Genomic DNA, 23,751 nt, shown 5'->3' with positions numbered 1-23,751 from the left:
CTTCCGAACCTGTCTGGGCATCGGTATTCGAAGCATTCACAATACCGTCGGTCAGGTTTTGCGGGATATCCTGTAACCGGGCTCCTTCGATTTTAGCTATGGGCTGAGAAGTGTTGTATCCCCAGATGATAGTTACAGGTATTCCGTCTTTTGTGGTATACTGAAGAAGATTGCCTTTATTGTCGTATCTGTCATAAGTTACTTCTACGGAAGGAACATTATTTTCAATACTGCGGGAAAGCACAGATACCGGAAGAACAAGCCCTGATGTTTTCATGTCTGCTTCTCCCTGGGAAGACGGGTAAATTCTTTCACTTCTGGCGACTGTTTTAGTTACTCCATTTACCGTTTTTGAAACTATAGTCTCCAACGGAGTGTCTATTATGTTTTTGCCGATCATCAGCTGGTTTCCTTTTTCATGGGCATATTGATATTCTGTTTTGATACTTTCTCCGGAAGGAAGGGAACTTACTGTATTTTTCAGATTAATCGGTTTATTAATATCGGTATTGTAATAGCTATTCGCTGTTTTGGATTCTATTTTTTTATTCTGGAAAAATTCGTCGGTAACGGTTTCAACAGCTTCAATTTTTCCGGATTCAATCGGAATACACTGCTTATCAACATGATAGGCTTCAATATATTGAGGCGAAGGGCCTCCAAGCATCTGTAACATATACTGAACAATTTCTATATCGTGGGCAAATGCAATTTCTTCCGGATGTTTAGGAACATAGCCCGATAGTGGATTTTTCAATGGATTAAAAGCAAATGTATTGGTCTGCACCTTTACCGTATCATTGGCTTTATTCAGGGTAATACTTTTTGTAAGCAACCCGTCCTGCCATTTGTTGTATTTGGAATGGATATAGGAATAAAGCTGCTGCGGAGTATTGTTCTGGGTAAACATACTGATGGTTTTACCTAAATCACTGTATTCTGCCACCTGCTTATAGGTGACAATATCAGAACTTGCATAACTGTTGTAGCTTGAACCATAATTACTTACGACCAGATGTTTTTCCAGATAAGGATTACCGGTTTCTTCTCCATTGGTAGGATCAATCTGTCTCACATACTTTTTTCTTAACCGTGCATACTGGAATGGGAGGTTGAGAGCTCCGCTTCCTGTGAGCTGATTTGTGGTTTTATCAAGATACCTGTAATCATAATTGAAAACATTTGTTGTATTATTCTCATTAATATCTTCTATTCTTGTTATTCTTAGTCCGCCTACCGGAGTTTCAACATTGGAGGTACTGGTGGTTTTATAATCAACCCGTACAGAAAAAGAGCACTTACAATTTCCCATCCTGTTAAGATCAAGTTTAATAGGCATCCCTGGTGAAAACTGTCCTATCTGTAAAACAGTAACTTTTGGCTTTCCATTACTTCCTAATTGAATACCGTTATGGGTTCCCGATCCAAAACATGAGGTTTCATGAATTGTACTGACATCATCATTGTTATTTTTACATGAATTTCCAAAAGCAATCGTAACCTTTACGTCTTCCTTACCTACCACTTCACTCAGAGGAATAATAAAATCTTTATTCACCCAGTTTGTTGTATCAATAACATTATCCCCAGGATATTGGCTCATTAATCTTCCGACGTTCCATCCATCTGTTCCAATTATTGTTTTGGACTGGGAAATTGTATTGGACTCATAATATAATTTTTTACTTCCTTTTGTAGGATAAGTAATTTTGTTCAAAACAGCCAGCTGAGAATACGATGGATTAGTTGCTCTGTTTCTGCTTTTGTCGTTAGGTATTGTAACCTCTCCGGATACATATTGTGTATTAACAATTCGTGGGATGTTAGGAGTTGTTTCCGTACCATATATATTATTGATATACCCCCAGTAATCATCATTACCTGTGCTTCTTGCAGGCAAAGGATTATCTTCATTATACGTAAAAGTATGACTGTTCTGCTGCAGGTTATCATAAATTTCCGTTAACTTTAAACGGTAATCCTGGTAGTTTTTATGAGTCCGGGCAGATTCAAAATAAGAATAATTTAAGCTCAGGTTTTTAATAATATGACCTGCTTTATTTTTTACCAGAATTTTTCTTAATGCCACACCAGTTTGTGTATTCAGATCTTTACGGTACAATTCCCCTGCTACTGTATTGAGCCCTTCATCATCAGAATACCTGAACACAACTTCTCCCTCAGGAAAAATAATCTGAGTGAGAAGCCATTCTGTACTCGCTACCGATCCTTCAAAACGTTCGTAGGGAGGTAACGGAACAGAAGGTTCAAAATTAATTCCGGGAGGCCTTTGTGTTAAAAGCATATTAAACCTTTCATTGATACTTTTTTCAAGATAACTTAATACTTTATTATATTTGAATTCTATTTTCCTGTTGTTTGCTGTACGGATGCTGTCCAGTCCGTATAGAGGTTCGTTGGTTTCCCCCATTCCGTTTTCTTCTGTATCAGAAGCCGAAAAACTTTTAGGAGACAGGTAAAAAAGATTTCCTGTTTTATCAGTTATTTTTATATGTTTAATTTCAGTAGAGGTCTCTATTTTAATATCATCATGAGGAATAGTATACCCGGAGCCGTTACTTACAATAAAGCTCCCCGATGCTGTCGGAAGATTATAATTGAATATATCCGGTCTGGTATCATAATTTCCCTGGTATATTCCTTCTACAATAGGACGCGCATCATTATCATATGCCCCTATATTTCTGATATTGGTTTTAACTTCATTAATATTTTTAGAAAACATGGAAATATATCTATCATCCAGATCTACAATACTATGAGTAACGGTATTGGGTATATTTAATGCCCAGCCCAGTCCTGAAGTTCCTGCAACCTCATTAAGTTTAATACCTCCGGTGTTGTAAGCCAGTGATATGGGAATATGGACACCATCCGTCTGGATGCTATACACCGGAATATTAATATTTGCTTTTCCTCTGAACAAATCTACCGGCAGTTTACCTACTCTATCTAATGCATAAGCATTGGCGGTTGTAGGAAGTGAAATCAGATTCGTTTTCTGTTGGGAATCATTTCCTATCCCGGACTGTGAATACCCGAATGTAGATAAGAATACCAATATTTGTATAATTATATGTTTCTGTTTCATGTTTATTTCTTAATCAGTTTTGCATTTGCAGTTTTATTCGTATCGGTTTTGATCACCACCAGATAAGCCCCCTGAACCAAAGGCTGGGTATTGATCTTGGTCACCTTATTTTTTGTATTCACACTCTGAAGCTGCCTTCCGCCCATATCATACACCACAATATCCGCTTCCCTGAAATCCATACCTATTTCTACATAGGCATAATCGGTGACAGGGTTCGGATAAATTTTGATGTTCTGTTTCTGGATCAGCTTATCGATCTGGCTGTCTCCAAGCTTCACGATTTTCCAGTTCTCTTTCCCTAGTTCTTCAGCACTGGTCCCGGCAAGAATGATGGAGCCGTCCCTGTTCAGCCTGATATCCGAAAGCCTTTCTTCTTTTTTCCTGTTTTCTCCCGCTACATGCTTTCTCCACTGTTCATTGCCGTCCTGATCCAGGTACAGCATCCAGAAGGTTTCGTCATCTTTTTCTATTCTTCCTTCGGCCTGGGTGTAACCGCCGAGTAATATTCCTTTAGAAGTTTTATCATCCGCGGAATGGATCACACTCATCCCCATCAGGATATCACGGTTCCCGAAATTGTAGGATTTCTGCCACTGTTCTTCCCCTCTTTCGTTTAAAGCAACGAGCCACAGATCGGTTCCTTCTTCTATGCCCGTGTTTTTGTTGCCTGATCTTTCGGACCGGGATTCTCCACCGATAAGGTAGCCAGTAGAAGTTAAAGCCAGTGTTCTCAGATGGTCATCACCTTTTCCTCCGTAGTTCTTTTCCCATTCCACTTTGCCGTTTTTATCCAGCTTTACGATCCAGTAATCACCTTCACCGAAATTTTCGGTCTGCTTTGAAACAGCTGATAATGAATTACCGATAACCGAAATTCCCGTTGAAACTCCATTACTCATTCCCGATTGCTGATTACTCATGTTAGTTTTATGACTTCTGGAATACATCCCTAGTAATACACCGCCATCCTTCGTAGGAATCATTTTCTCCACTTCATCCAGGCCTTTGCCGCCTAAAATCAACTGCGAAAGTTCTTTTCCGTTTTTATCCAGCCGGATGATCCAGGCATCTTTGGAGCCATAGCCTTTGGAAGAGTTCTGCACATTTCCGGCGACAAAGAATCCCAGGTCGGTGGTCTGAACGACTGCTCTGGCTTCTTCATCGGAAGCATTTCCCAATGTTTTCTGCCATAATTCATCTCCGAATTCATTCAGCCTTACCAGCCAGATATCCGATCCTCCTCTGGAATCGTCTTTTTTATCCAGTCCTTTTCCTGAATAAGAAGTTCCTGCTACAAGGAAACCTCCTTCCCAGGTGGAAACGGAAGCGGAAAGATAGTCGTGGTTCTGTCCTGAAAGGTATTTTTCCCAGACCTGTTCGCCCTGCTGGTTAAGTTTGACCAGATGGAAATCGTAGCCGTTGTTTTGCTTTTGGCTGTTAGCAGATGGTGATTGGCTTTTGGTCTGGATAGAACTTCCGGTGATCAGGTACTGCTGATCGATGGTGGTGGTAATCTGGCTTAAAAAATCCTGGGTAGAGGATCTGAGATCTTTCTGCCATACTACTTCCTGAGCAGGAAAAGTAAGAACAGCACATACAGCCAGAACGCCTGCATATTTTTTTCTCATGTATTGATGTCTTTTTTTTAGTTAATATTAGTTTTTGTATTCCCGCTGCAAATTTAACACTTTTTAAGACAGCGATATCACTTGAACGGGATCTAATACTATTTATTTTATCACTTTCATATTTTCCTCATTTAATAAGAGAAATTTTATCCCTTTAACAAAGCTATGGCTTCAAAGCGACAGAACATGTCGTGTTTTTATTTAAATAATGAAAATAGTTCAAAGATTTTAGAGATTAATAAATATTTAAAAAATATGTAGCTATGACTCAATTGGCACATTGGCTAATAAAGGCTGGACAAGCCTTAAGAAAAACAATAATGAATCATTATAGAGAAATCTTAGCCTTTTTTGACAAAAGAAGCACTAATGCTTCTGCAGAGTCTTTTAATGCTAAAATCAAAAACTTCAGAATGCAGCTTAGAGGGGTGAAAGACAGAGCATTTTTCCTCTTCAGATTAACCAGACTTTTTGCTTAGTCCACAACTTTTGCGCCTGATCCCTCAAAATCGATATGAAGAACTCCCTCAATATCTTCTGCTTTTATGATATCAAAGTGCTCTACTAAAAAATCAGGAAGTAATAATTTTACTAATTCATCAGGAATATACATTCTCCAAATTTAAAAACTTAGCAGAGAGAGCATCCACAACTTTTGCGCTTGATCCCTTATTTTGACTTTTGATACTGGCGCTAAAAACAAAAACCTCTGTAAACATTGATGTTTACAGCGGTTTGGCTTATTTTGGTTTCTAACCTTGCGGAGAGTGAGGGATTCGAACCCCCGGACCTGTTACAGTCAACAGTTTTCAAGACTGCCGCAATCGACCACTCTGCCAACTCTCCCTAAACTCCGGCTATACCGTTGTTTTCAGTGGTGCAAATATAGAACGATTTTATGTTCCTGCAAAACTTTTATAAAAGAAATTTTAACAGAACTTAATAATAGACTTAAAATCAGGAAGATTTTTTTCAGAGCGCTCTACTTATTCCCTGTTTACTATTGAAATAAAACTGTTTTTTAAAAGATCGGACGGATATACAAACTGATCTCCATCCTCCCCTTTCACGACAATGGCTCCCTGTTCATCATTCAGGCATTTGTCCAGCTGTGTTTTCATTTCATTCAGGGCTCCGTTGGGAACTTCAATAATGTAGGTGCCTGTAATATGTTTGATTTTTATAATCTTTCTTTCCATATTCTATTTTCGATTGGATGCTAAATTTAGGTATTTTACCTTAAATATAGAGAGATTTTATAAGAGTTTCAAAACTGACCGGATATTAGAGCCTTCAAACTCCAGTTTGATCCTGTATATCAGCAAATCCTTGTACCGCCAATAAACGTTATAGGTTTTGGAAACCTATAACGTTTCACCCTTAAGCAAAATGTTTTCCCCAATTAAATAATATACGCCAGGTAGGGGATCTGCACAATCTGCGGACCTAAAAATATCTCGCAGATCTGGCGGATTGAGCAGATTTTTTTGAATAAGCATTGTTGGAGAATCACAACGACGCTCGGATTTCAACCATTACAATGCATAAAGACCCAGGAAAATCTAAGACTTTCAGAAGATTTTACATTTGACAACAACAGCTTTAAGGGATAAAAACAGCAGTTTCAAAAAATAAAATTCCTAAACAAATAAACCTACATAATACACAAATTTGCACAGTTTCTTTGGATGCTTTTCTCCCGCAATTCTGTTTTCCGGAACAAATTAAATTACATTTCTATTGAATAATGGAGACCCATACAGAACTTTCAAAGCAACATTTTTCAATTTTTTTATCTGTAAAAATACCCCAAAAGGAGTATTGCCGTAGGCTTGCAGTTTGTCGAATTTTGTATAAAACAATGATCGGAAATTATATTCCAGGGATATAATTCAGATCATATCATAACCTTTAAACAAATACAAATCAGATGGATCCGGCAACTTTAATGACGTGCGTTCAGGTAGCATCTTCCGTTGCAGGAATGCTCTCCCCAAAAGGACCTGGCATAGGAGAACTTATCAGCATACAGGTTCAGATGCTGAAGAATATTTCCAGCCAGATTTCAAAATTACAGGATGGCATTAATGTCATTATTAATGATATTGACCAGCTGAAGAAATACGTCCGGTACGAACTTCCTTCCGAAATATACAAAACCTTCATTACACAGGATATGTTGGCAGCATTTACAGGATTTGATGCAGCCATATATGCCTATATCTACGACAGGCAGGACAAAGGAATCCTGAAAGGATACCATATGAACAAGGACAGTCTTCTGATGGTTCTGGACCGCATCCAGATCATCAGAAGCAAGCTTTTCCTGTATAACGATTATTTTCTGGCTCCCGTGGTTGCCCGATGCTTCAAGATAGAAATGGATCTTATGATCATTCTATACGAAAAAGACCGTTCGACAGGACAGTTTCTGAGTTTCCTGCTGGATTATGAAAGCTGGCTGGAGAAAATGCAGAATGAGAATTTCAGCTATTCCGTAGATTACCATATTAAGCTGCATAAAGAAAAATTCGACCAGCTTATCCAATCCTCAGCAGGATTCAATATATGCACACCTGATACTTTGATTGAAAGAAAGGAAAGACGTGAGATGTCCTATAATTTTGGTTATGTAATTCATGAGTATATAAAAGGAACCGCAACCTATTATTCCTTCAAAAGGATTTACAGCCAGGATTTTGAAGAACAGATGAAAGCTTACAACTCAGATTATTCAGAGCTGGAAGCTATCTATGATGATTTAAAGATTGACCGCAAATACATGCCGAGCCAGGTATCCCAAACCGTAGATAAGTTTCTAAGGAAAGAAGAGGTAGAACTACATTTTGTAAATGAATACTACAATGCCATTCCCGGAGACCAGAAAGCTTATCAAATGCTGGCATACCAATCCAGTGATGCTTTTAATATTTCCAAAGACTATTTTCTATCTAATAAATGTACAGGAATATCTGATAAAATTTTTACTAAAACCGATTTCTACTCTGTTGAAAGCAATATTACTGCTATTACCAAACAGATGATAGTACCCGTTACCCACAAAAAGATCATGACGGATATTCAGAATAAAATATACATTATAAAATCTAAAATCTCGAATCATGCCTGATAAAATTCCACAACTGAATTTAACACCGGATATTGAGGGAGCTTCGGTGATATACGATCTCCAGATACAGAATCCGCTGGACAACAAAAACATAGGCCTTGCCACAAGCGTCCTGAATATTCTGGCCATAGAGTTCAGGGATGCAGTGCTGAAAGATAATTTCAACACCGAATTGGCAGCCATTCATAATAACATCTATGACGCCATCCAAAATCCTTCTTCATCGGGCTACCTTCTGGAGCTGGTGATCTATGTAGATGAAAACGGTTTTTTAACGCTGCCCCAGGGCCGGATCATTAATCCCATCGGAATTGGATCCGAACCGCTGGACGCTATGGCAAATTATCTGAATACAGACCGTATGCAGCCCGGAGGAATTGCCCCGGCCCACCTTAAAAGCAATTCTTCTTTCCTCTGGATTACAAAAAATGGTGACAGGCTGACCGCTGCTTCCATCAATAAGGAGTTTTATAGCCGTTTTATAGAAATGGCCCACCAGGAAGCCAATATAAGAAATCTGATGGGACAATGGATAAGTCTGAATACAGATTCCAATCTGAAGGAAATTCAGATTGCACAATACTGGAGCAACCTGGAAAAGAAAAAAAAACAATTTATAGAAGACGCAGAAACAAGAGACAAAATTGAAAAATTGACCGGAGAAATGGCAGCTCTTCAGGAGAAAACCAATGAACTGTATATAAAGTTTCAAAAAACGCAGGAAGAAATGGTGAAAAGCCAAAAACTGGCGGCCACACTATCTGCCATATCTACTGTAGCCGGACTTATTAAAACCGGTATAGAACTGGAAAAAGCATTCAGTTCTTCAGACAAGCCATTAAAAAACGGTACAGACGATCATCTGCTGAGCCTTGAAGAAACAATAACAATCAATAAGACCAAACTTAACTATCTGGGAACCCAAAATACAAATTTAACAATAACAACACAGGAGTATCTTGATAAAATGGGAAATTTACACCGGACCCTGTCTACCATTTATCATATTGAGGTACAGCCGGTTCCGCATTTAGAAAACAACCCCTTATTATTACCCTGATTCTTTTTGTGAAACAGAAATAGTAAGAGACTGTTTAAAATCAGAGAAAAGTATTGATATTAATAATTTTCCCGCAGATGCTCCAATGTTCTTACAGAACCAGAAAAACTGATTTTCCCCCTTATTAATCTTATCACACAAGGTCTTTAATGATTTAAACAAGCTTAAATCACGATGTAATCCTCATGATCATCCGATTCGTAATGCTTTATAGCTGCTTTTGAAAAACTGTTCATGGTGTAATAATTAAAACTGCCGCCAACAGCAGCTCCCACTCCGAATGGGATGAGTTTTCCCAGTGCAATACCTCCTCTTTTTGTCCCCCATTTGGTAAATATTGTAACACTCACTCTGCTATTGATCTTTTGCAGTACCTTCCCCGATACATTTTTATTGAACTGGGCAATAGCCACCTTAGTTCCGATCTTTTCAGCTGCTACTTTAGCGGAAACAATGACTCCGCACCAGATTCCCAGAACCTGGATAAAATCCCGGTTAAACCCCTGATCCATATCTTTGTTGTTGATGACGCCTATCCCATAACAGATCTTGGCCATCAGCCTCAGCATTAAGGTAAGATCAGCAGTAACCGTTGTGCCTTCAATGGCAATCTGCCCCAACGTTCCTACTCCCGGGATTACGCTGGGTAAGGCAGAAGCTACCCCAAAACTGGTATAGTTTTTTATTATTTTCCGGGAGTATTTCTGCGAGAGTTCATTGCTGTTCAGCTTAGGATGGCTTTTCCTGAGTTCATCTATTTCTGTATGGATGTCCTCAAGTGAAGGAGCTACCAGATTAACAATCGTAAGTAAATCAAATTTTGAAGGAATTAAGTTTTCATCCATTCTGTTATTTTTTAAAGTTGTCTTTCAAAAGTAACCGAAAAAAGAGGACAAACATTACGGTTAACCGTAAGTGTCATTTTTCCCATTAAAATGTCTTTCAGCCCGGCGTACAGACTTGTTTCATTAATCATAAAGTACAACAGCAAAATGAAGGATAAGAATATTGAAAGGATTTTTGGAGAATATTTCCTTATACGGCAGCCTTGAAGCTTTACCAATGCAGAAATTTTTCTTCGTTACTCTGAGTAATATATTATATTTGCAGGGTTCATATAGAGAACAAAACAAAAAACCAATACCTGTTTTCCGATGTTTGCACAATCATTTGTTAAAAAGCCGGTTCTTGCCGCATCTTTAGTTCTTTCTTCCGTTGTTTTCGCTCAAAAAACATCTGTAAACATATTGCCGTCCGGACATCTCATTGTACAGGCTGATGTAGAAGGCAAAAAAGGAAACTTTATTTTTGATACCGGTGGCGGGGTTAATCTTTTTCTGAACAACTTCTCCAAAGACCTCAGCCAAAAGGAATCATATAACTTCCTCACAGCCTTCCGTGCTACCGGGGAGCAGCTTACGGTGCCCATGTTCAAATCAAAAGAGATCGTTTTTAACGGTAAAAAATTCAAAGATACCTGGTATGCCACCCACCCTATGGAGATCAAAGGAATAGACGGGCTTATTTCTCTGCCGATGCTTTATGACACAGAATTCATTATAGATTATACAACTAAGGAAATTGTGTTTCCAAAAGAAAAATTAAGCGGAAAGAAAGTTATAGATATCCAGCTTTCGACAAATGCGGATCAGTCTTTGGATATCACTACTTATATTCATGTAAATGATATTAAGATCAATGTTCTTCTGGATTCCGGTGCCGGAAATGATTCTTATTGGCTGAGCGAAAGACTTATGGGCACTTTGGGCATTAAGAAAGAAGATCTTCAGCGTATTGAAAAGAAAAGTGAGTTCAATCCTGCCCTTACCAGTATATTCTATAAAGGAAGTGTAAACTCTGTTTCCAATTCGTTTGCTAAGGTAGACAAACCCCATGTACTATTTGTAGAAGGCCTGATTTATGAAGGAAAGACAAGCATCAACTGGCTGGGGAAAAAACTGGGTTTTAATCTTAAAGAAAAGAAAATCTATATTCTGGATTAATTATTTTTTTCAAAAAGTATTTAAAAAGATCTGCTCAATCTGTGTAATCAGCAAGCCTGGAAAAAGCTTATAAACATCTGACAATTTGTGAAATTTGTGAGAAATTTATGGGTATGAATGCCTTTCTTTAGCGCAAAGTTCTGTGATTAATACTGATGACTTCGGGGAGCTAAGAGTGGAATCAATTTTGTTAATCTGGTGAAGCGATGAATTAGCCAGCATGGTGACAAAAAAACTTGCGCCATTGCGATTTTCCAACAAAAAAGCAACATCCAATAAATTTACCTGTCTATCGCGTTACTCCATAAAAAAAGCGCACCCTGAGGTACGCTTCATATCATTAAAAGCTGGATATTAGTGTAATTCAGCTAAGTATTTCTCTGCATCCATAGCAGCCATACAACCGCTTCCCGCTGCTGTGATCGCCTGTCGGTAGATATGATCCTGAACGTCTCCCGCGGCAAATACTCCCGGAAGGTTGGTTCTGGAAGATCCTTTTTCGGTCACAATATATCCGTTCTCATCAAGATCGATCTGACCCGCGAAAATGTCTGTATTCGGTTTGTGGCCGATAGCGATGAAGATACCGTCTACCTCGATCGCAGAAGTTTCCTGAGTCTGGTTGTTGATCACTATGGCTCTTTCTACCAGGCTGTTCTCCCCTTCTATCCCGATTAATTCATGGTGGAATTTCACTTCAATATTCGGGGTGTTTTCTACCCTGTGAATCATTGCTTTTGAAGCTCTGAACACGTCTTTTCTTACCAGCATCGTAACTTTTTTACACAGCTTGGCAAGGTAAGTTGCTTCTTCAGCAGCTGTATCTCCGGCTCCTACTACCACTACGTCTTTCCCTTTATAGAAGAATCCGTCGCAGGTAGCACAGGCAGAAACACCGCCTCCCGCATATTTTTTCTCATCATCAAGACCTAAATACTTGGCCGTAGCTCCGGTAGAGATAATAACCGTTCTGGCAAAGATCTCTTTATTCCCTGCATATAATTTGTGAACACCACCTTCTTCTTTAGAGAATTCTGCTTTGGTGATCATTTCGTAATGAACTTTGGTATCAAATCTTTCTGCCTGCTTCTGAAGATCCATCATCATTTCAGGCCCTGTAATCCCTGCCGGATACCCTGGAAAGTTATCCACCTCCGTTGTTGTTGTTAATTGTCCGCCCGGCTCCAAACCTGTATACAGTTCAGGCTTCAGGTCTGCTCTTGCTGCATAAATTGCCGCTGTAAAGCCAGAAGGTCCGGATCCAACGATCACACAATCTAAAATGTTTTGCTCCATAATCTACTTGTTCAAAAGATTTAAATTAAAGTCCGCTAATTTCGTAATTTTTAATGTTTTTTTAAAGTTATTTTAATGATACTTGTCAATAACAGATATGCGGATTGTCGATATATGTTGTGTTTAGTCCGTTTGCAGTGGTCTGGTGCAGGTTGGAAGCATCATCAGAAGAAACTGAGGGGTAATGTTTAAAGTTTTGAGTTCACGGTTCACGGTTTAAAAGTAGGTGATATTACTTTTCTTTCCCCAGCATCCATTTTACCAGCCCTTCATGGTCCACAATATTCCAAGAATGGGGATGCTTTTTTCCGTTGGCCCGTATTCCCCGGTTCCGGGTTTCTATATATTCTGCGGTACGGCTTCCGAGGTCTGTAAGGGACTGATTCGCTTTCTTCAGCATAAAAGCATTAAGATCTTCAAACTTCCTGCCTCTGTTGTTCTGCTGCCATTCCAGATCGGGTTCACAATAAAAACGGGTTTTGATTCCTTTTAAATACCGAATATTCTCAGTGGAATTAACGGAGATCAGGTAAGGGGAAGCTTCTTTATATTTTCCGGGATGCTCATTGGGTTTTCCCAATTCCCTTTCAAACATTTCTATCAGAAATTTTCCTTCTTCCACGGCATCCGGATCTACATTCGCTACAACATCCCTTTCTGCATTATGATACAGTTTTTCAAGATCAACAGGGGAATCTACCACCAGAAGACCTTTGGGCTGTACAGAATTCTTATTCTTCATTAAATAGCCCGACAGCAGAAACGCTACATTTCCGCCACTGGAAAAACCACCGAGGAAAACATTATCTCTGTTAATTTTATTCTTATCGAATATAGCCTCCAAAGCTAAGGCATATTCTTTCTTCTCGGCTTCCGTTAAAAACAGTTTCCCGTTGTAATTCAGAAGCAGAACACTGATTCCTTCCTTTTCAATATCTTTCAGAAATCCGGCTTCTGCTTTCGTATGCTCAATATTGCAGGGAAAACACGGAAACAAAACAAGAACCGCTTTCTGTTTCGCTGCGGTATGCAGTTCATAATACTCTTCTTTTACCACTTTGCCTGCTGTGTTCTTTACGGCACATCCGGACAAAACTGCCGATAAAACGATCAGAAAAATATTTTTTATCATAGATTGGCTATCTGTTTTAATGCTTGGTTCTTCTTTAATGCTGATGCGCTTCAATATATTCGGGGTCAGACCTTCATTTTAATCTTATCGACATTGATGATTTTGTATACAAGTTCTTTAATCAGCTCTGCTTCTCCCATATTCACTGCTCCAAGCCCTTTTCCTTTCATATCGAATTCCCTCAGGATAGAAATGACTCTTGTGGCGTGTTTTAAAGGATAAAGGCGGGCACTTTCCGCATAATCTTTAATAAAATACGGATTCACTCCCATCTGTGAAGCGATCACCTGTGGCGGCTGTCCGGCCATAGTCTGGTAAATAATCACATTGGAAAAATAGCTGTACAGGTTGGCCAGCATCATGACAAAGGGGTTATTCTTAGGATTTTTGCCCATAAAATGAGCAATTTTAAAGGCTGCATCGGTATTTTTGGTTCCCAAAGCCTTCTGAAGTTCAAAAACATTGTATTCCTTACTGATCCCGATATGGTTTTCCACAATGGTACCATCCAGTACCTCTCCTTCTTTAAGGATCATTTTCAGTTTATTCAGCTCATTGGCTATTCTCGAAAGGTCATTACCCAGATATTCTGCCAGGAGGTGGGAAATATTCGGGGCAGTTTTAATCTTCAGGCTGTCGCATTCATCGGCAATCCATTTGGCAAGCCCGCTGTCTCTCACCGATTCGCTTAAGAAAAGGGCTTTGGCTTTGTCCAGTGCTTTTGTCGCTTTCTTCCTGCTGTCCAGTTTCTTATGCTTATGGGCAAAAACCAATACCGTAGAAGGCACAGGATTGTCTACATAAGTTTCCAGAATCCGGTTCTCCTCTTCATTGAATTTCAGGTCCTGTGCTTCTTTTACAATGATCACCTGCTTATCCCCCATCATCGGAAACTGTCTGGCCAATGAAAGAATTTCCTGGTAAGAGGTATCTTTTCCGTACACCACCGTCTGGTTGAAAGCTTTTTCATCTTCCTCCAGAAAGTTGTGTTCAAGGGCCTTTACAGCAACATCAATAAAGTAAGGTTCATCTCCGTGGAAAAAATAAATAGGTAAAACTTCTTTATTTTTAATATTTTTGAGGATTAAATCTAATTCTTTCATCTTATTAATGGAACTTCCAAAACTGAATTTTCAGGAAACTTTTGATTTTAAATTCAAGAAAGACAAAGATAAGTTTTTTATTTATGATCTGGTCCGCAAAACTTACCTTTTACTTACCCCTGAAGAATGGGTAAGACAGCATTGGGTCCATTATTATCTTACCGTAAAAGCTTATTCAGCCTCTGCTCTTATCACTGAAAAGAAGATCGTCCTGAACGGGCTTACCAAAAGAATTGACCTTTTAATTACCGAGAAAACCGAACCCATCATCCTGATTGAATGTAAGGCTCCGCAAATTAAACTGACAGAGAAAACATTTGAGCAGACGGCAAGATATAATTCCATTATCGGGGCAAAGGAAATTATCCTTACCAACGGTCTTCAGCATATCAATGCCTATTATGAAAACGGGCAGTATCTGTTTTATAAACCGGAATAATTATTTCACTACAAATCGCAGAGATTTTTGAATAATGTTGTTGGATTAACGCTAAAGAACACTGAGATTTTTTTAATATTTAATGCTTTTAGGGTGCAAAGGCGCTGACACCCTGCAAAGATCTCCTTCCAATACATTAAAAACTCTCCGTTAGAAACAAAAAATCTGCTCAATCTGCCGGATCTGCGAGCCTAAAAAAAGGTAAAGCATCTGACAATTTGTGAAATCTGTTTATACTGATCATTTTTTGAAACTCAAAGATTATCTAAAATGCTGTTGATTTTAGAGAGCAAAGTGTAGATTCAACTCCGTTGATTGGATGAAGCTATGGACCTGCCTTCGGCTGTTTTAATCTTAAATCGGTTAGTATCAAATTTGAAACCTTGCTGAAATTCCAGGATTTTCTTACGCCTTAAATGCATTACAATGGTTAAAATTCCTGCACCCTTTTGCATTTTCCAACCCATTTAACGACAATTTTAATGTTATACGCCTCTATTGAATAAATTCCGCAGCAGAGGATGTTTTGTCTATATTCTGTTGGTTTTTATGAATAAGATCAGAGGTAAAAAAGTCAGCAGTCATCCGGAAAACAGTTCCCTAAAGAACGTATTGCTCCCGGAATGTTAAACTTTTCAAAACCTATCTGTTTCAGGGTGCTTAAATAAAAAACTTTCCTGATTTTTGCAGGGTAAACATTAATTTTTCCAACATTGAACAGTGCGGTATTACAGAAGTATGATCTGGTCATGCAAAAAACACAAAAACAATTCAATGGAATGATCTCCGGGAGCCCGATCGCCAATTACATCTTCAGTTTCAGACATCCTGATGACATTGATGATTTCGTAGCTGATCTGGATTTAGCCATTTCGGGTAATTTTTCTGCGATCATTGATCCTGATTATGGAGGCGGGATGGCAAAAAGCTATTGGTTTGCCCATATCACTCCTGATCATTTTGAATTATGGCAGGAAGGTTTTACCAAAACAATCATTCCGTTAGAAGACTGGAAAGAAATTCTGCTGTCCTGGAAAGAATGTCTGGAAGTATAAACATTTTATCAGGTATGGAAATTAAAAACATTATATTCGATTTTGGCGGTGTTCTGATGGACTGGAATCCGAGGTATTTTTTCAGAGATTATTTCAATGACAACGAAAAGATGGAATATTTCCTGGAAAATATAGCTCAGGATGAATGGAATATAGAACAGGACAGAGGAAGAAGTCTTGCAGAAGGCACAGATATTCAGGTGAAGAAATTCCCGGAATGGGAAAAAGAGATCAGAGCTTATTACGACAACTGGACGGTGATGCTGAAAAGTGATATTCCCGAAAATGTAGAGATCCTGAGAGCGCTGGCTGATACGGATTATCATCTTTTCGGGCTGACAAACTGGTCGGAAGAGACTTTTCCCTATGCTCTGGAAAACTATGATTTCTTCCGGCTTTTTGAAGGGAAAATTGTGGTTTCAGGAACGGAGAAACTGATTAAACCTGACCCGGAGATCTGGCATGTTCTGATGAAAAGATATAACATCCACGCGGAAGAATCTGTTTTTATAGACGATAATTCCAAAAATATCGAAGCGGCTCAACTGCTGGGCTTTCATACGATCAAAATCAATCCTGATACGGATCTCAGACAGGAGCTGGCTAATCTGAACGTAAAATTCTGACGGCCTTATACTTGAAATCAAACTATAAATCCTCGTTTTAAGTTATTTTTATTACTTTAGATGAGGATTTTTTTATAACCATGAAGAGAATTTTATTTTTACTGATATTGGCAGGAACTTCTTGTTATGCACAGAACACAGAAGACAAAGGCGTTTTCAAAAAACAGGACTGCAGAGAGTACCGGGAAAAAGTTCTGGCAAGATTTGAAAAATTTAAAACAGATCATGCTGATATTGAAAAAATTTATCTTAAAATCAATAAAACGGTACTGGATAATCTCATTCAAATAATTTCTAAAAAAGATCTGAATAATAAGAACGCCTATATTTACATCAAGTATCTGAATAACCAGGGATATTTTGATGAGCATTCCTGTAATGACGGAAGCACTCCCGAATACAATTTTCTAATCACTAAATTCTGGAATAAAGAGGTTCTTGAGTATGCCCGGAAAAAATATGATAAGGAAATTATTCTTTCAACAAAATTTCCGCGCGAAGATCTTAATCTGATCCGGGATCTGGCCGTAATTGGTTATGAAACGTTTGATTATATTACAAAATATTATGATCCGGAACTCATGAAAATAAGAATTCCTGCCAGACAGGAAAGTAATCTGGAAGTTTCAATCCCTGTTGTGCTGGAATTTATTACTCCGTATCTGATTAAGTCAGAAGACCCTAAAACCAGGGGTACAATAACCTATGAGTATAAAAATAACCAGTGGAAACTCCTGAAAACCGAAGCACGGTAATTTACTTTAGTTATTCAGACAAAGGCCTATTGTTTTGATTATGAGAAATTTTGTAATTTTACTGATATTGACGGGAGTTTTTTTTCAGGCACAGAATATAGAAAACCAGGAAGCTTTCAAAAAATGCCGTAAAGAATTCAGTAAGAAAATATGTCTTTCTGACGAAGATCAGGACCATATCCCGTTTTATCTGGATAAATGTCCTCAAGAAGCAGGATCTTCAGAAAATAAAGGCTGTCCGTGGCCGGATGTGGATAGCGACACAATTCCGGATAAGGACGACCATTGCCCTACTGTACCCGGGCCTTCTGAAAATAACGGATGCCCGTGGACGGATACTGATGGTGACGGAATCCCGGATAAGGATGACGCCTGCCCTACCATTCCGGGAGTTCCTGAACAAAACGGATGTTCCCAACAGCTTTGCGAATTGGGCAAAGTGTATCCTCCTGAAAAGATGGAGCACTTTGATGTGGCCTTAAACGGGAATATTGAACAGATCTACAATACCATCAACAGAAAGATTGTGGACGATATAATGAAAAAAAGATCCAAAAAAGAACTGATGGACAGAAATACTTTTCTTGCTATTTACTATGCACAAAATATTCCTGAAGGTATGAAAGACGGTTTTTTTGACCGTTATAAGGAATATAACTTTCTCGTGGGTAAATTCTGGAATAAAGATTTCATTCAGTATCTTTTAAAAAAATACAATAAAACTCTTTATTTTTCAACTGAAATACCCCGTGAAGATTTTGATATCTACCGTGAAACTATCGGTGATCCTGCCTTTAGTTATATGATCAGATACTATGACCAGCAAACAAAGAGAATAAGGATACCCGCGGCAGGAAAAGGAAATTTATATATCCCCATACGTATCCATATATCTTTCAAAAACCCCTATAAAATTGAATTTAATGATTATGCAAATGGTATAAATAATAAGATAACTTATGAGTATAACAATACATGGGAATCTTACCCAAACTAGATTTTCCCTACGCTCAGCCTTAACAGCTGCAATAATGGTGGTTTCAGGAAACCTTTTTGCCCAGAACCTTAAACCTGTATCTTATCAGGACGGCACCCAAAAACTCAATGGAATGATCACGTCCAATGCCGGAAAAAAACTGCCCGGCGTACTGATCTTACCTGCCTGGAAAGGTATTGACCAGGAAGCCAAAACCGCCGCCGCCGAACTTGAAAAGCAAGGATATATCGCTTTTATTGCCGATATTTACGGCGAAGGAAACATTCCTGCTGATAATGAAAGTGCAGCTAAGACCTCCGGATATTATAAAAAGAATTACGATGCTTATCAGAAAAGGATTTCACTCGCACTGGAGCAGCTTAAGAAAAACGGAGCTATTCCTGCCAAAATTGCCGTAATCGGATATTGTTTCGGAGGAACTGGAGCTCTGGAATCTGCAAGGGGAAGCCTACCTGTTGCGGGGGCTGTTTCCATACACGGTAGCCTGGGTAAGGATCAGACCCGGAAAAACGGACCTATCAGCACCAAAATCCTTGTGGAAAATCCGGCTGATGATAAAAGCGTAACCCCTGAAGATTACAATAACCTCATCCGAGAAATGAATGAAGGAAATGCCGACTGGCAGATCATTACGTATGCCCATTCCAAGCATACTTTCACCGACCCGAAATCGCCGGACTATAATGAAGTGATGGCCAAAAGAGCCTGGAATCATACACTGATGTTTCTGAAAGAAGTTCTGAAATAAGTTCTATTTCAGTGTAACAATGTATCAATGATAATACCCATTGGTACATTGGTATATTTTACGGCTGCCGGTTTGCTTCCGGTTCAACATCATATTTCTTTGGAGAATATCCGGTAAGAGAGCCTGCTGCTGCATCAATTCCGACACCGATGGCACCACCCAGAACAATGTTCAGGAGGGTAACGGCATTAAAGTTTTTGCTGATCATTTGATTTTCATAGTTTTTACTGATTATCTAAATATTTTTATATTCTATTTGCTTTAGAATAAAAAAGCCATCTCACTTCCGAGACAGCTATATAGTTTGTATTGTATTGCATCCAGAGCACCACCAATATTCACCGGAAGCATCCTTCAAGCATGTTTTTTTGTTTTATGTTCTCAACCGCCGCAGATACATTTCTAAGGCATGATAGCCACAGGTATCATATTCCCAATGCATGACATCAGGCTCATCATTTATATACCATGTAAAAGAATTCTCTCCGAATCCGGGGCAAATCTGTGTTGCCATAGTGTTTAATCTACGCCTTCTTCTTCCCTGTGCACCAGTTCTACTGAGAAAGCGGGAAGACAAACGGCAAGATATTCGCAGGCTTCAGAAAAAGGGTTGCTGTAACGTACTCTGGCTCCTTTTTCTACCAGAATGCTCTGGCCCTTTTCAAGAACAACCAGCTCACCATCTATTTCAAACTGTTTTTTTCCTGAAATGATGTAAGTGAATTCATCAAATTCAGGGGTCTGGTGAGGCTCGCTCCAGTCCGGAGGGGCTACCATATGAGCGATAGAGACTCCGCTGTTTCCTGTGGAGTTTCCCCAGTGCTCTTCGATCAGTTTTCCGTCTGTGGTAGGAACAACAAACGGGGATTTTTGAATTTTATATTTTTTCATATCCAGTCTTCTTTTTTTATTTCATATACAAAATTGGTGCGTGTAGGTTCTGCAAAATAAGCGACTTCCTCTTCGGCGATCTTCTTTCCTCCCAATCGTTCCAAAGCTGTCTGTGACCGGAAATTTTCTTTTCCTATGTGGAAGTGTACTTTGTCTACAAACTGAAAAATATAATCCAGCATCAGCTTTTTCACCTGCGGATTGATTCCTCTGCCCCACGATTTTGTTCCATAAAAGGTATAACCGATAAAAATATGGCTGTCATCTTCATCAAAATCATAGTAGCGGCTGCTTCCCAATACTTCTCCGGTAGCTTTTTCAACAATTTTAAAAGCCCCTTTACTTTCCATTGCCCCTTTGAAGAAGTTTTCAAAGATTTCTCTTTTGTAGCGGTCTTTATTGGGATGCTGTTCCCAAACTTTAGGATCAGAAGCCACTTCGTATAAAGACTCAAAATCCCCTTGCTGTAAGGGGATTAATTGGTATTCCTGATTTTCCAATACAGGCTGTACAGAAAATTTCATTGTTTAGCTTTTAGTTTTGGCAGCGTCAGCTTCAATTTTCTTAATTTCTTTCAATTTATCAGAGATTTTGATCACTGCATCGGGTTTTGCGGGTTTTAAAGCCACTTCAGCCTGAGCCGTATCCCATTTGATCACTAAGTTTCCTGAGTTCTCATCGGTAGGATTCAGGGTGATTTCAAACCACTCCTGTTTATCTGCCAGTTGATTTACCGGTACGGTAACGTCTACCACATCCTGTTTCGGATCATACGTATAGGCTCCCCACTGCTGGAAATCTTTATTTAAAATAACTTTCCATTCTTTTTCAGTAGGTACGATGAACAGACCGTACGTTCCTGCCGGAACCATTTTTCCACCGAAGTTAACGGACTGTCCGAATGTAATTTTCGTAGAAGAGTTGGCGCCTGCTCTCCAAACCTGTCCGTAAGGGACAAGCTCTCCGAATATTTTACGTCCTTTCACTCCCGGTCTTCCGTAATCAATCGTGATTTTGGACATAGAAAACTGCTGCTCTACTTTCTGGCGCGGGCTGGCTGCCGGCACAGAATAGTCCTGCGCAAAACTGAATGCTGAAACTGATATGCAAAGTGCTGCTAATAATTTTTTCACGTGTAAAATTTTGTATAAAATTACAAAAATCAAAACAAAATAGCCTTTTCCAGTTCCAATAATTTTTGCTTTCTCCATATTCCTCCGGCATAACCTACCAGCTCGCCGTTTGAACCGATCACCCGGTGGCAGGGAATCAGAATTGCTATTTTATTAATTCCATTGGCGGTTCCCACAGCCCGGATCGCCTTAGGATTTCCTAAGAATTCAGACTGCTGTTTGTAGGTTCTGATCTCTCCCATAGGAATCTCGCGGAGCAATTGCCAGACTTTCTCCTGAAACTCTGTTCCGGTGGTATGAAGAGGAACTTCAAAAGAAATTCTGTTTCCGGCAAAATATTCTGCCAGTTCTTTTTCCAGCTGTTGAAAATGAGAATGTTCTCCTTCTTTAATTTCGGCTTTTAAAGCCTTTGATAAGGACGTAAACTGTTTCTCAACATTCTTCCTGTCGGTGAATTCCAGCAGGCAGATTCCCTGATCTACGGCACAGGCTGCCATCTCTCCCAACGGAGTCTGTATGATTTTCCGGTATATGATTTCCATTGAATTAAAGGTAATCATTTTCCGGCATTTCTGTTATGATTTTCAGATATTCTTCAGTACTCTTTCCGCCTGTACAAGGTGTCTTAGGTTATGGTTGATGACAAACCTGAAGGTGTCTCCTAATTTCAATCTGATCCAATTCGAGATGCTGATATTTGTTTTTGTCCTGTTCAGATCAATATTTTTTGCTTTTTCCAGCAGCTCCAGTAACTGATGCTGCTGGCTGATGAATTCATCTATCGTGCTTTTGTTCAGCTGGCTGTGGATGGGGTTCATACTTTTAAAGGTCTTCATGGTATTCAGTTTTTCCTTCGGAAGCATGCTGCCTGCAAAATAATTTCCTAAGATCCCGGAAGAAAATACGGGCCGGGCGGGAACTTTTGCATCTGAAATCCTGCGGGTGATTTCAGGAATATAGAAATTGCCGTAACGGTTGAGATGGGCCAGGCATTCCAGTGCACTCCAGCTGTTTTCAGAAGTTCTGAAATTCAGTTCACTTTCGGATCTGTTCTGTATTTTTCCGGCAGTCTGAATGGCATTCCGCACGGTATTCTGAAGATCAAGGATCAATTGTTCTGAAGAAATTTTCATTTTAATTTTTTAGCAAATTTCCTGATTTCTCTTTTCCTGAATCTTGACGGAACTCAAGATTTTTTTAATCTGGACAAAGTTTCCGGGGACATTCTGAGATAATTGGCAATATATTTATTCGGGATTTCCTGAAACAGCTGCGGGCTTCTTTTCAATACTCTTGCATAACGTTCTCCCGGAGAGCTGATCAGAAGGTCTTTTTCCCGTTCTATCTGCTGAAGAACCAGATCCTCCAGCACGGAAATCCAGAATTTCAGATGTTCTTCATCTGTATGAATAAATTGGTAAAAGTCTTTTTTGGAAGCGGTCCTTACTGTTGTTTTCTTAATGGCCTGGATATAAAATTCCGATGGTTTTCCGGATAAAAAAGAATCCAGTGAAACAATAATATTTCCGGTATATCCGAAACGGATGATGCGTTCTTCACTGTTATCGGTCATAAAGATCCTGAGGCTTCCCTTTTCTACAAAATAGATATGTGTATCTGCACTTCCTGAAATCTTCAGGAACTCATTCCGCCTGAATTCTTTCTTTTCCCAGTGAAGTCCGCTATCCAGCAATTTCTGAATCATCCATTTTATTATTTGCTGTTCCAAAGATAATCGGTAATTTTAAATTTTTAAATAACTAATCACCTGATCATGCTCAAAAAAACAAATATTCTCATACTGCTCACTGCCGGATTTATCAGTCTTAACGCCCAGAAGACCATCCCTTTTCGGATTACCCAACATCATAATATCATTGTAAAAACGCTGGTCAACAAACAGGACTCCCTGGACCTGATGTTCCAGATCTCTATGAAAGAGGCTTCTATTTCACCCAACAGACAGCGTAAAGCGGATCATATTATCTTTAACAAAGATGAGATCAGTGATAACAATACTGTGGATATAGGGAAAATAAGTCTGAAGAATGTCCGTTTTTTCGATAATGAACTCACGGGCCATGAAGCGGACGGAAAAATAGGAACCGGGATGTTTCAGGGAAAGGCTTTTAAAATTGACTATGACAACAATATGTTTGTAGTTTATGATAAAAAGCCTGATCTGAAAGGCTATCAGCCCATTAGCCTATTGTTTGATAATGATCTGTTCTTCATTCACGGGGACAACGTTATTGATGGTAAAAGACAGCAGGAAGCTTTATTTTTGCTTCAGTCGGGATATTCGGGAGCACTGCTGTACAGTAATGATTTCGCGGATGAAAAGCAGCTTGACAAAAACCTGAAAATAGCCGGGGAAAAGCAGCTGAAAACCTCCAGCGGAACAGTTGTTACGACCAAACAGGGCATTCTTCCTTTTTTTAAGCTTGGAAATTTCGTCCTGAAGGATGTTGCAGCCGGTTTTTTTGCGGGGGAAATAAAGATGCAGACTAAAAATTATTTCGGGGCAGATATGCTGAGGAGATTCAACTGGATTTTTGATGCCGACAGAAAAACGGCTTATATTAAACCAAGCAAATATTATTCGGAACCTTACTATAAACTTTATTAATAATTAATAGA

General features: G+C 39.1%; 27 protein-coding genes and 1 tRNA gene. 11 read left to right on the top strand and 17 right to left on the bottom strand.

The window, feature by feature from the left end:
• On the bottom strand, positions 1-3,112 hold a 3,112-nt coding region (locus AC106S_RS12740; protein WP_482439561.1), incomplete at its 3' end, for a hypothetical protein.
• Positions 3,113-3,114: 2 nt separating this feature from the next.
• On the bottom strand, positions 3,115-4,743 hold the full coding sequence (locus tag AC106S_RS12735) for a T9SS type A sorting domain-containing protein (RefSeq protein ID WP_482439560.1): 1,629 nt from the start codon (positions 4,741-4,743) through the stop codon (positions 3,115-3,117).
• 263 nt (positions 4,744-5,006) lie between these two features.
• On the opposite strand from AC106S_RS12735, the gene AC106S_RS12730 reads away from it, so the two are divergent.
• Entirely contained in the window at positions 5,007-5,222 is a 216-nt protein-coding gene (locus AC106S_RS12730; protein ID WP_482439559.1) for a transposase, read from the top strand.
• Here the strand turns inward: AC106S_RS12730 and AC106S_RS12725 are convergent.
• From AC106S_RS12725 to AC106S_RS12715, 3 genes are all read right to left on the bottom strand, one after another.
• Positions 5,219-5,356 carry a hypothetical protein gene (locus tag AC106S_RS12725; RefSeq protein WP_482439558.1) on the bottom strand — a complete coding sequence of 46 codons (138 nt, stop codon included), beginning with the start codon at positions 5,354-5,356 and terminating at the stop codon, positions 5,219-5,221. The genes AC106S_RS12730 and AC106S_RS12725 overlap by 4 nt on opposite strands.
• Positions 5,357-5,504: 148 nt before the next feature.
• A tRNA-Ser gene (locus tag AC106S_RS12720) sits at positions 5,505-5,589 on the bottom strand.
• 140 nt (positions 5,590-5,729) lie between these two features.
• Entirely contained in the window at positions 5,730-5,942 is a 213-nt protein-coding gene (locus AC106S_RS12715) for a glyceraldehyde-3-phosphate dehydrogenase (RefSeq protein ID WP_482439556.1), read from the bottom strand.
• Positions 5,943-6,673: 731 nt separating this feature from the next.
• Between AC106S_RS12715 and AC106S_RS12710 the strand changes: the two genes are divergently transcribed.
• On the top strand, positions 6,674-7,873 hold the full coding sequence (locus AC106S_RS12710) for a hypothetical protein (protein WP_482439555.1): 1,200 nt from the start codon (positions 6,674-6,676) through the stop codon (positions 7,871-7,873).
• Complete coding sequence (locus AC106S_RS12705; protein ID WP_482439554.1) at positions 7,866-8,933, top strand: hypothetical protein; 1,068 nt, start codon at positions 7,866-7,868, stop codon at positions 8,931-8,933. Before AC106S_RS12710 ends, AC106S_RS12705 begins: the two co-directional genes overlap by 8 nt.
• A gap of 164 nt (positions 8,934-9,097) precedes the next feature.
• On the opposite strand, the gene AC106S_RS12700 is transcribed toward AC106S_RS12705, so the two are convergent.
• Positions 9,098-9,778 (bottom strand): hypothetical protein, encoded by a 681-nt coding sequence (locus AC106S_RS12700; protein ID WP_482439553.1) that lies wholly within the window; start codon positions 9,776-9,778, stop codon positions 9,098-9,100.
• Positions 9,779-10,087: 309 nt separating this feature from the next.
• Between AC106S_RS12700 and AC106S_RS12695 the strand changes: the two genes are divergently transcribed.
• Positions 10,088-10,936, top strand: a complete 849-nt coding sequence (locus AC106S_RS12695; RefSeq protein WP_482439551.1) for a hypothetical protein — start codon at positions 10,088-10,090, stop codon at positions 10,934-10,936.
• Between the two features lie 354 nt (positions 10,937-11,290).
• Here the strand turns inward: AC106S_RS12695 and trxB are convergent, their stop codons facing one another.
• From trxB to holA, 3 genes are all read right to left on the bottom strand, one after another.
• Positions 11,291-12,232: a thioredoxin-disulfide reductase gene (gene trxB / locus AC106S_RS12690; protein ID WP_482439550.1), complete on the bottom strand. Its 942-nt coding sequence runs from the start codon at positions 12,230-12,232 to the stop codon at positions 11,291-11,293.
• Positions 12,233-12,464: 232 nt separating this feature from the next.
• Complete coding sequence (locus AC106S_RS12685; protein WP_482439548.1) at positions 12,465-13,364, bottom strand: alpha/beta hydrolase family protein; 900 nt, start codon at positions 13,362-13,364, stop codon at positions 12,465-12,467.
• Positions 13,365-13,429: 65 nt separating this feature from the next.
• The gene (holA, locus tag AC106S_RS12680) at positions 13,430-14,467 is read right to left on the bottom strand and encodes a DNA polymerase III subunit delta (RefSeq protein WP_482439547.1); all 1,038 of its coding nucleotides are present in this window, start codon (positions 14,465-14,467) and stop codon (positions 13,430-13,432) included.
• A 7-nt stretch (positions 14,468-14,474) separates the two neighbouring features.
• Between holA and AC106S_RS12675 the strand changes: the two genes are divergently transcribed.
• The 6 genes from AC106S_RS12675 (at position 14,475) to AC106S_RS12650 (ending at position 19,087) form a co-directional block, all read left to right on the top strand.
• Positions 14,475-14,906, top strand: coding sequence for a type I restriction enzyme HsdR N-terminal domain-containing protein (locus AC106S_RS12675; RefSeq protein WP_482439545.1), 432 nt, complete (start codon positions 14,475-14,477; stop codon positions 14,904-14,906).
• 749 nt (positions 14,907-15,655) lie between these two features.
• Positions 15,656-15,961 (top strand): hypothetical protein, encoded by a 306-nt coding sequence (locus AC106S_RS12670; protein ID WP_482439544.1) that lies wholly within the window; start codon positions 15,656-15,658, stop codon positions 15,959-15,961.
• Between the two features lie 14 nt (positions 15,962-15,975).
• A complete protein-coding gene (locus AC106S_RS12665; RefSeq protein ID WP_482439542.1) occupies positions 15,976-16,587 on the top strand; it encodes an HAD family hydrolase in 612 nt (203 codons plus the stop codon).
• 80 nt (positions 16,588-16,667) lie between these two features.
• Positions 16,668-17,342, top strand: coding sequence for a hypothetical protein (locus AC106S_RS12660; protein WP_482439540.1), 675 nt, complete (start codon positions 16,668-16,670; stop codon positions 17,340-17,342).
• A 40-nt stretch (positions 17,343-17,382) separates the two neighbouring features.
• Complete coding sequence (locus AC106S_RS12655) at positions 17,383-18,339, top strand: thrombospondin type 3 repeat-containing protein (protein ID WP_482439539.1); 957 nt, start codon at positions 17,383-17,385, stop codon at positions 18,337-18,339.
• Positions 18,302-19,087: a dienelactone hydrolase family protein gene (locus AC106S_RS12650; protein WP_482439538.1), complete on the top strand. Its 786-nt coding sequence runs from the start codon at positions 18,302-18,304 to the stop codon at positions 19,085-19,087. The genes AC106S_RS12655 and AC106S_RS12650 overlap by 38 nt, the downstream gene beginning before the upstream one ends.
• A 58-nt stretch (positions 19,088-19,145) precedes the next feature.
• On the opposite strand, the gene AC106S_RS12645 is transcribed toward AC106S_RS12650, so the two are convergent.
• The 8 genes from AC106S_RS12645 to AC106S_RS12610 form a co-directional block, all read right to left on the bottom strand.
• Positions 19,146-19,295, bottom strand: coding sequence for a hypothetical protein (locus AC106S_RS12645; protein ID WP_482439537.1), 150 nt, complete (start codon positions 19,293-19,295; stop codon positions 19,146-19,148).
• 165 nt (positions 19,296-19,460) lie between these two features.
• Positions 19,461-19,601, bottom strand: a complete 141-nt coding sequence (locus AC106S_RS12640) for a hypothetical protein (RefSeq protein ID WP_482439536.1) — start codon at positions 19,599-19,601, stop codon at positions 19,461-19,463.
• Positions 19,602-19,606: 5 nt separating this feature from the next.
• Entirely contained in the window at positions 19,607-19,978 is a 372-nt protein-coding gene (locus AC106S_RS12635; protein ID WP_482439535.1) for a cupin domain-containing protein, read from the bottom strand.
• Positions 19,975-20,502: a GNAT family N-acetyltransferase gene (locus tag AC106S_RS12630; protein WP_482439533.1), complete on the bottom strand. Its 528-nt coding sequence runs from the start codon at positions 20,500-20,502 to the stop codon at positions 19,975-19,977. Before AC106S_RS12630 ends, AC106S_RS12635 begins: the two co-directional genes overlap by 4 nt.
• Positions 20,503-20,505: 3 nt before the next feature.
• Positions 20,506-21,111 carry a DUF2911 domain-containing protein gene (locus AC106S_RS12625; protein WP_482439532.1) on the bottom strand — a complete coding sequence of 202 codons (606 nt, stop codon included), beginning with the start codon at positions 21,109-21,111 and terminating at the stop codon, positions 20,506-20,508.
• Between the two features lie 29 nt (positions 21,112-21,140).
• Positions 21,141-21,653 (bottom strand): methylated-DNA--[protein]-cysteine S-methyltransferase, encoded by a 513-nt coding sequence (locus AC106S_RS12620; RefSeq protein WP_482439531.1) that lies wholly within the window; start codon positions 21,651-21,653, stop codon positions 21,141-21,143.
• Positions 21,654-21,695: 42 nt separating this feature from the next.
• On the bottom strand, positions 21,696-22,244 hold the full coding sequence (locus tag AC106S_RS12615; protein ID WP_482439530.1) for a DinB family protein: 549 nt from the start codon (positions 22,242-22,244) through the stop codon (positions 21,696-21,698).
• A 53-nt stretch (positions 22,245-22,297) separates the two neighbouring features.
• Positions 22,298-22,816 (bottom strand): Crp/Fnr family transcriptional regulator, encoded by a 519-nt coding sequence (locus AC106S_RS12610; protein ID WP_482439529.1) that lies wholly within the window; start codon positions 22,814-22,816, stop codon positions 22,298-22,300.
• Between the two features lie 69 nt (positions 22,817-22,885).
• Between AC106S_RS12610 and AC106S_RS12605 the strand changes: the two genes are divergently transcribed.
• Positions 22,886-23,740 (top strand): hypothetical protein, encoded by an 855-nt coding sequence (locus AC106S_RS12605; RefSeq protein WP_482439527.1) that lies wholly within the window; start codon positions 22,886-22,888, stop codon positions 23,738-23,740.
• Positions 23,741-23,751: the final 11 nt, after the last annotated feature.

This window comes from Chryseobacterium sp. FR054 (assembly GCF_056844565.1).
Note: the sequence above shows the minus strand (reverse complement) of the source record. Positions and strands in the feature narration are given on the sequence as shown.

Coding starts and splice junctions, on each gene's coding strand:
- AC106S_RS12735 (WP_482439560.1), bottom strand. CDS start 4,743: ATGAGAAAAAAATATGCAGGCGTTCTGGCTGTATGTGCTGTTCTTACT.
- AC106S_RS12730 (WP_482439559.1), top strand. CDS start 5,007: ATGACTCAATTGGCACATTGGCTAATAAAGGCTGGACAAGCCTTAAGA.
- AC106S_RS12725 (WP_482439558.1), bottom strand. CDS start 5,356: ATGTATATTCCTGATGAATTAGTAAAATTATTACTTCCTGATTTTTTA.
- AC106S_RS12715 (WP_482439556.1), bottom strand. CDS start 5,942: ATGGAAAGAAAGATTATAAAAATCAAACATATTACAGGCACCTACATT.
- AC106S_RS12710 (WP_482439555.1), top strand. CDS start 6,674: ATGGATCCGGCAACTTTAATGACGTGCGTTCAGGTAGCATCTTCCGTT.
- AC106S_RS12705 (WP_482439554.1), top strand. CDS start 7,866: ATGCCTGATAAAATTCCACAACTGAATTTAACACCGGATATTGAGGGA.
- AC106S_RS12700 (WP_482439553.1), bottom strand. CDS start 9,778: ATGGATGAAAACTTAATTCCTTCAAAATTTGATTTACTTACGATTGTT.
- AC106S_RS12695 (WP_482439551.1), top strand. CDS start 10,088: ATGTTTGCACAATCATTTGTTAAAAAGCCGGTTCTTGCCGCATCTTTA.
- trxB (WP_482439550.1), bottom strand. CDS start 12,232: ATGGAGCAAAACATTTTAGATTGTGTGATCGTTGGATCCGGACCTTCT.
- AC106S_RS12685 (WP_482439548.1), bottom strand. CDS start 13,364: ATGATAAAAAATATTTTTCTGATCGTTTTATCGGCAGTTTTGTCCGGA.
- holA (WP_482439547.1), bottom strand. CDS start 14,467: ATGAAAGAATTAGATTTAATCCTCAAAAATATTAAAAATAAAGAAGTT.
- AC106S_RS12675 (WP_482439545.1), top strand. CDS start 14,475: ATGGAACTTCCAAAACTGAATTTTCAGGAAACTTTTGATTTTAAATTC.
- AC106S_RS12670 (WP_482439544.1), top strand. CDS start 15,656: ATGCAAAAAACACAAAAACAATTCAATGGAATGATCTCCGGGAGCCCG.
- AC106S_RS12665 (WP_482439542.1), top strand. CDS start 15,976: ATGGAAATTAAAAACATTATATTCGATTTTGGCGGTGTTCTGATGGAC.
- AC106S_RS12660 (WP_482439540.1), top strand. CDS start 16,668: ATGAAGAGAATTTTATTTTTACTGATATTGGCAGGAACTTCTTGTTAT.
- AC106S_RS12655 (WP_482439539.1), top strand. CDS start 17,383: ATGAGAAATTTTGTAATTTTACTGATATTGACGGGAGTTTTTTTTCAG.
- AC106S_RS12650 (WP_482439538.1), top strand. CDS start 18,302: ATGAGTATAACAATACATGGGAATCTTACCCAAACTAGATTTTCCCTA.
- AC106S_RS12645 (WP_482439537.1), bottom strand. CDS start 19,295: ATGATCAGCAAAAACTTTAATGCCGTTACCCTCCTGAACATTGTTCTG.
- AC106S_RS12640 (WP_482439536.1), bottom strand. CDS start 19,601: ATGGCAACACAGATTTGCCCCGGATTCGGAGAGAATTCTTTTACATGG.
- AC106S_RS12635 (WP_482439535.1), bottom strand. CDS start 19,978: ATGAAAAAATATAAAATTCAAAAATCCCCGTTTGTTGTTCCTACCACA.
- AC106S_RS12630 (WP_482439533.1), bottom strand. CDS start 20,502: ATGAAATTTTCTGTACAGCCTGTATTGGAAAATCAGGAATACCAATTA.
- AC106S_RS12620 (WP_482439531.1), bottom strand. CDS start 21,653: ATGGAAATCATATACCGGAAAATCATACAGACTCCGTTGGGAGAGATG.
- AC106S_RS12615 (WP_482439530.1), bottom strand. CDS start 22,244: ATGAAAATTTCTTCAGAACAATTGATCCTTGATCTTCAGAATACCGTG.
- AC106S_RS12610 (WP_482439529.1), bottom strand. CDS start 22,816: ATGATTCAGAAATTGCTGGATAGCGGACTTCACTGGGAAAAGAAAGAA.
- AC106S_RS12605 (WP_482439527.1), top strand. CDS start 22,886: ATGCTCAAAAAAACAAATATTCTCATACTGCTCACTGCCGGATTTATC.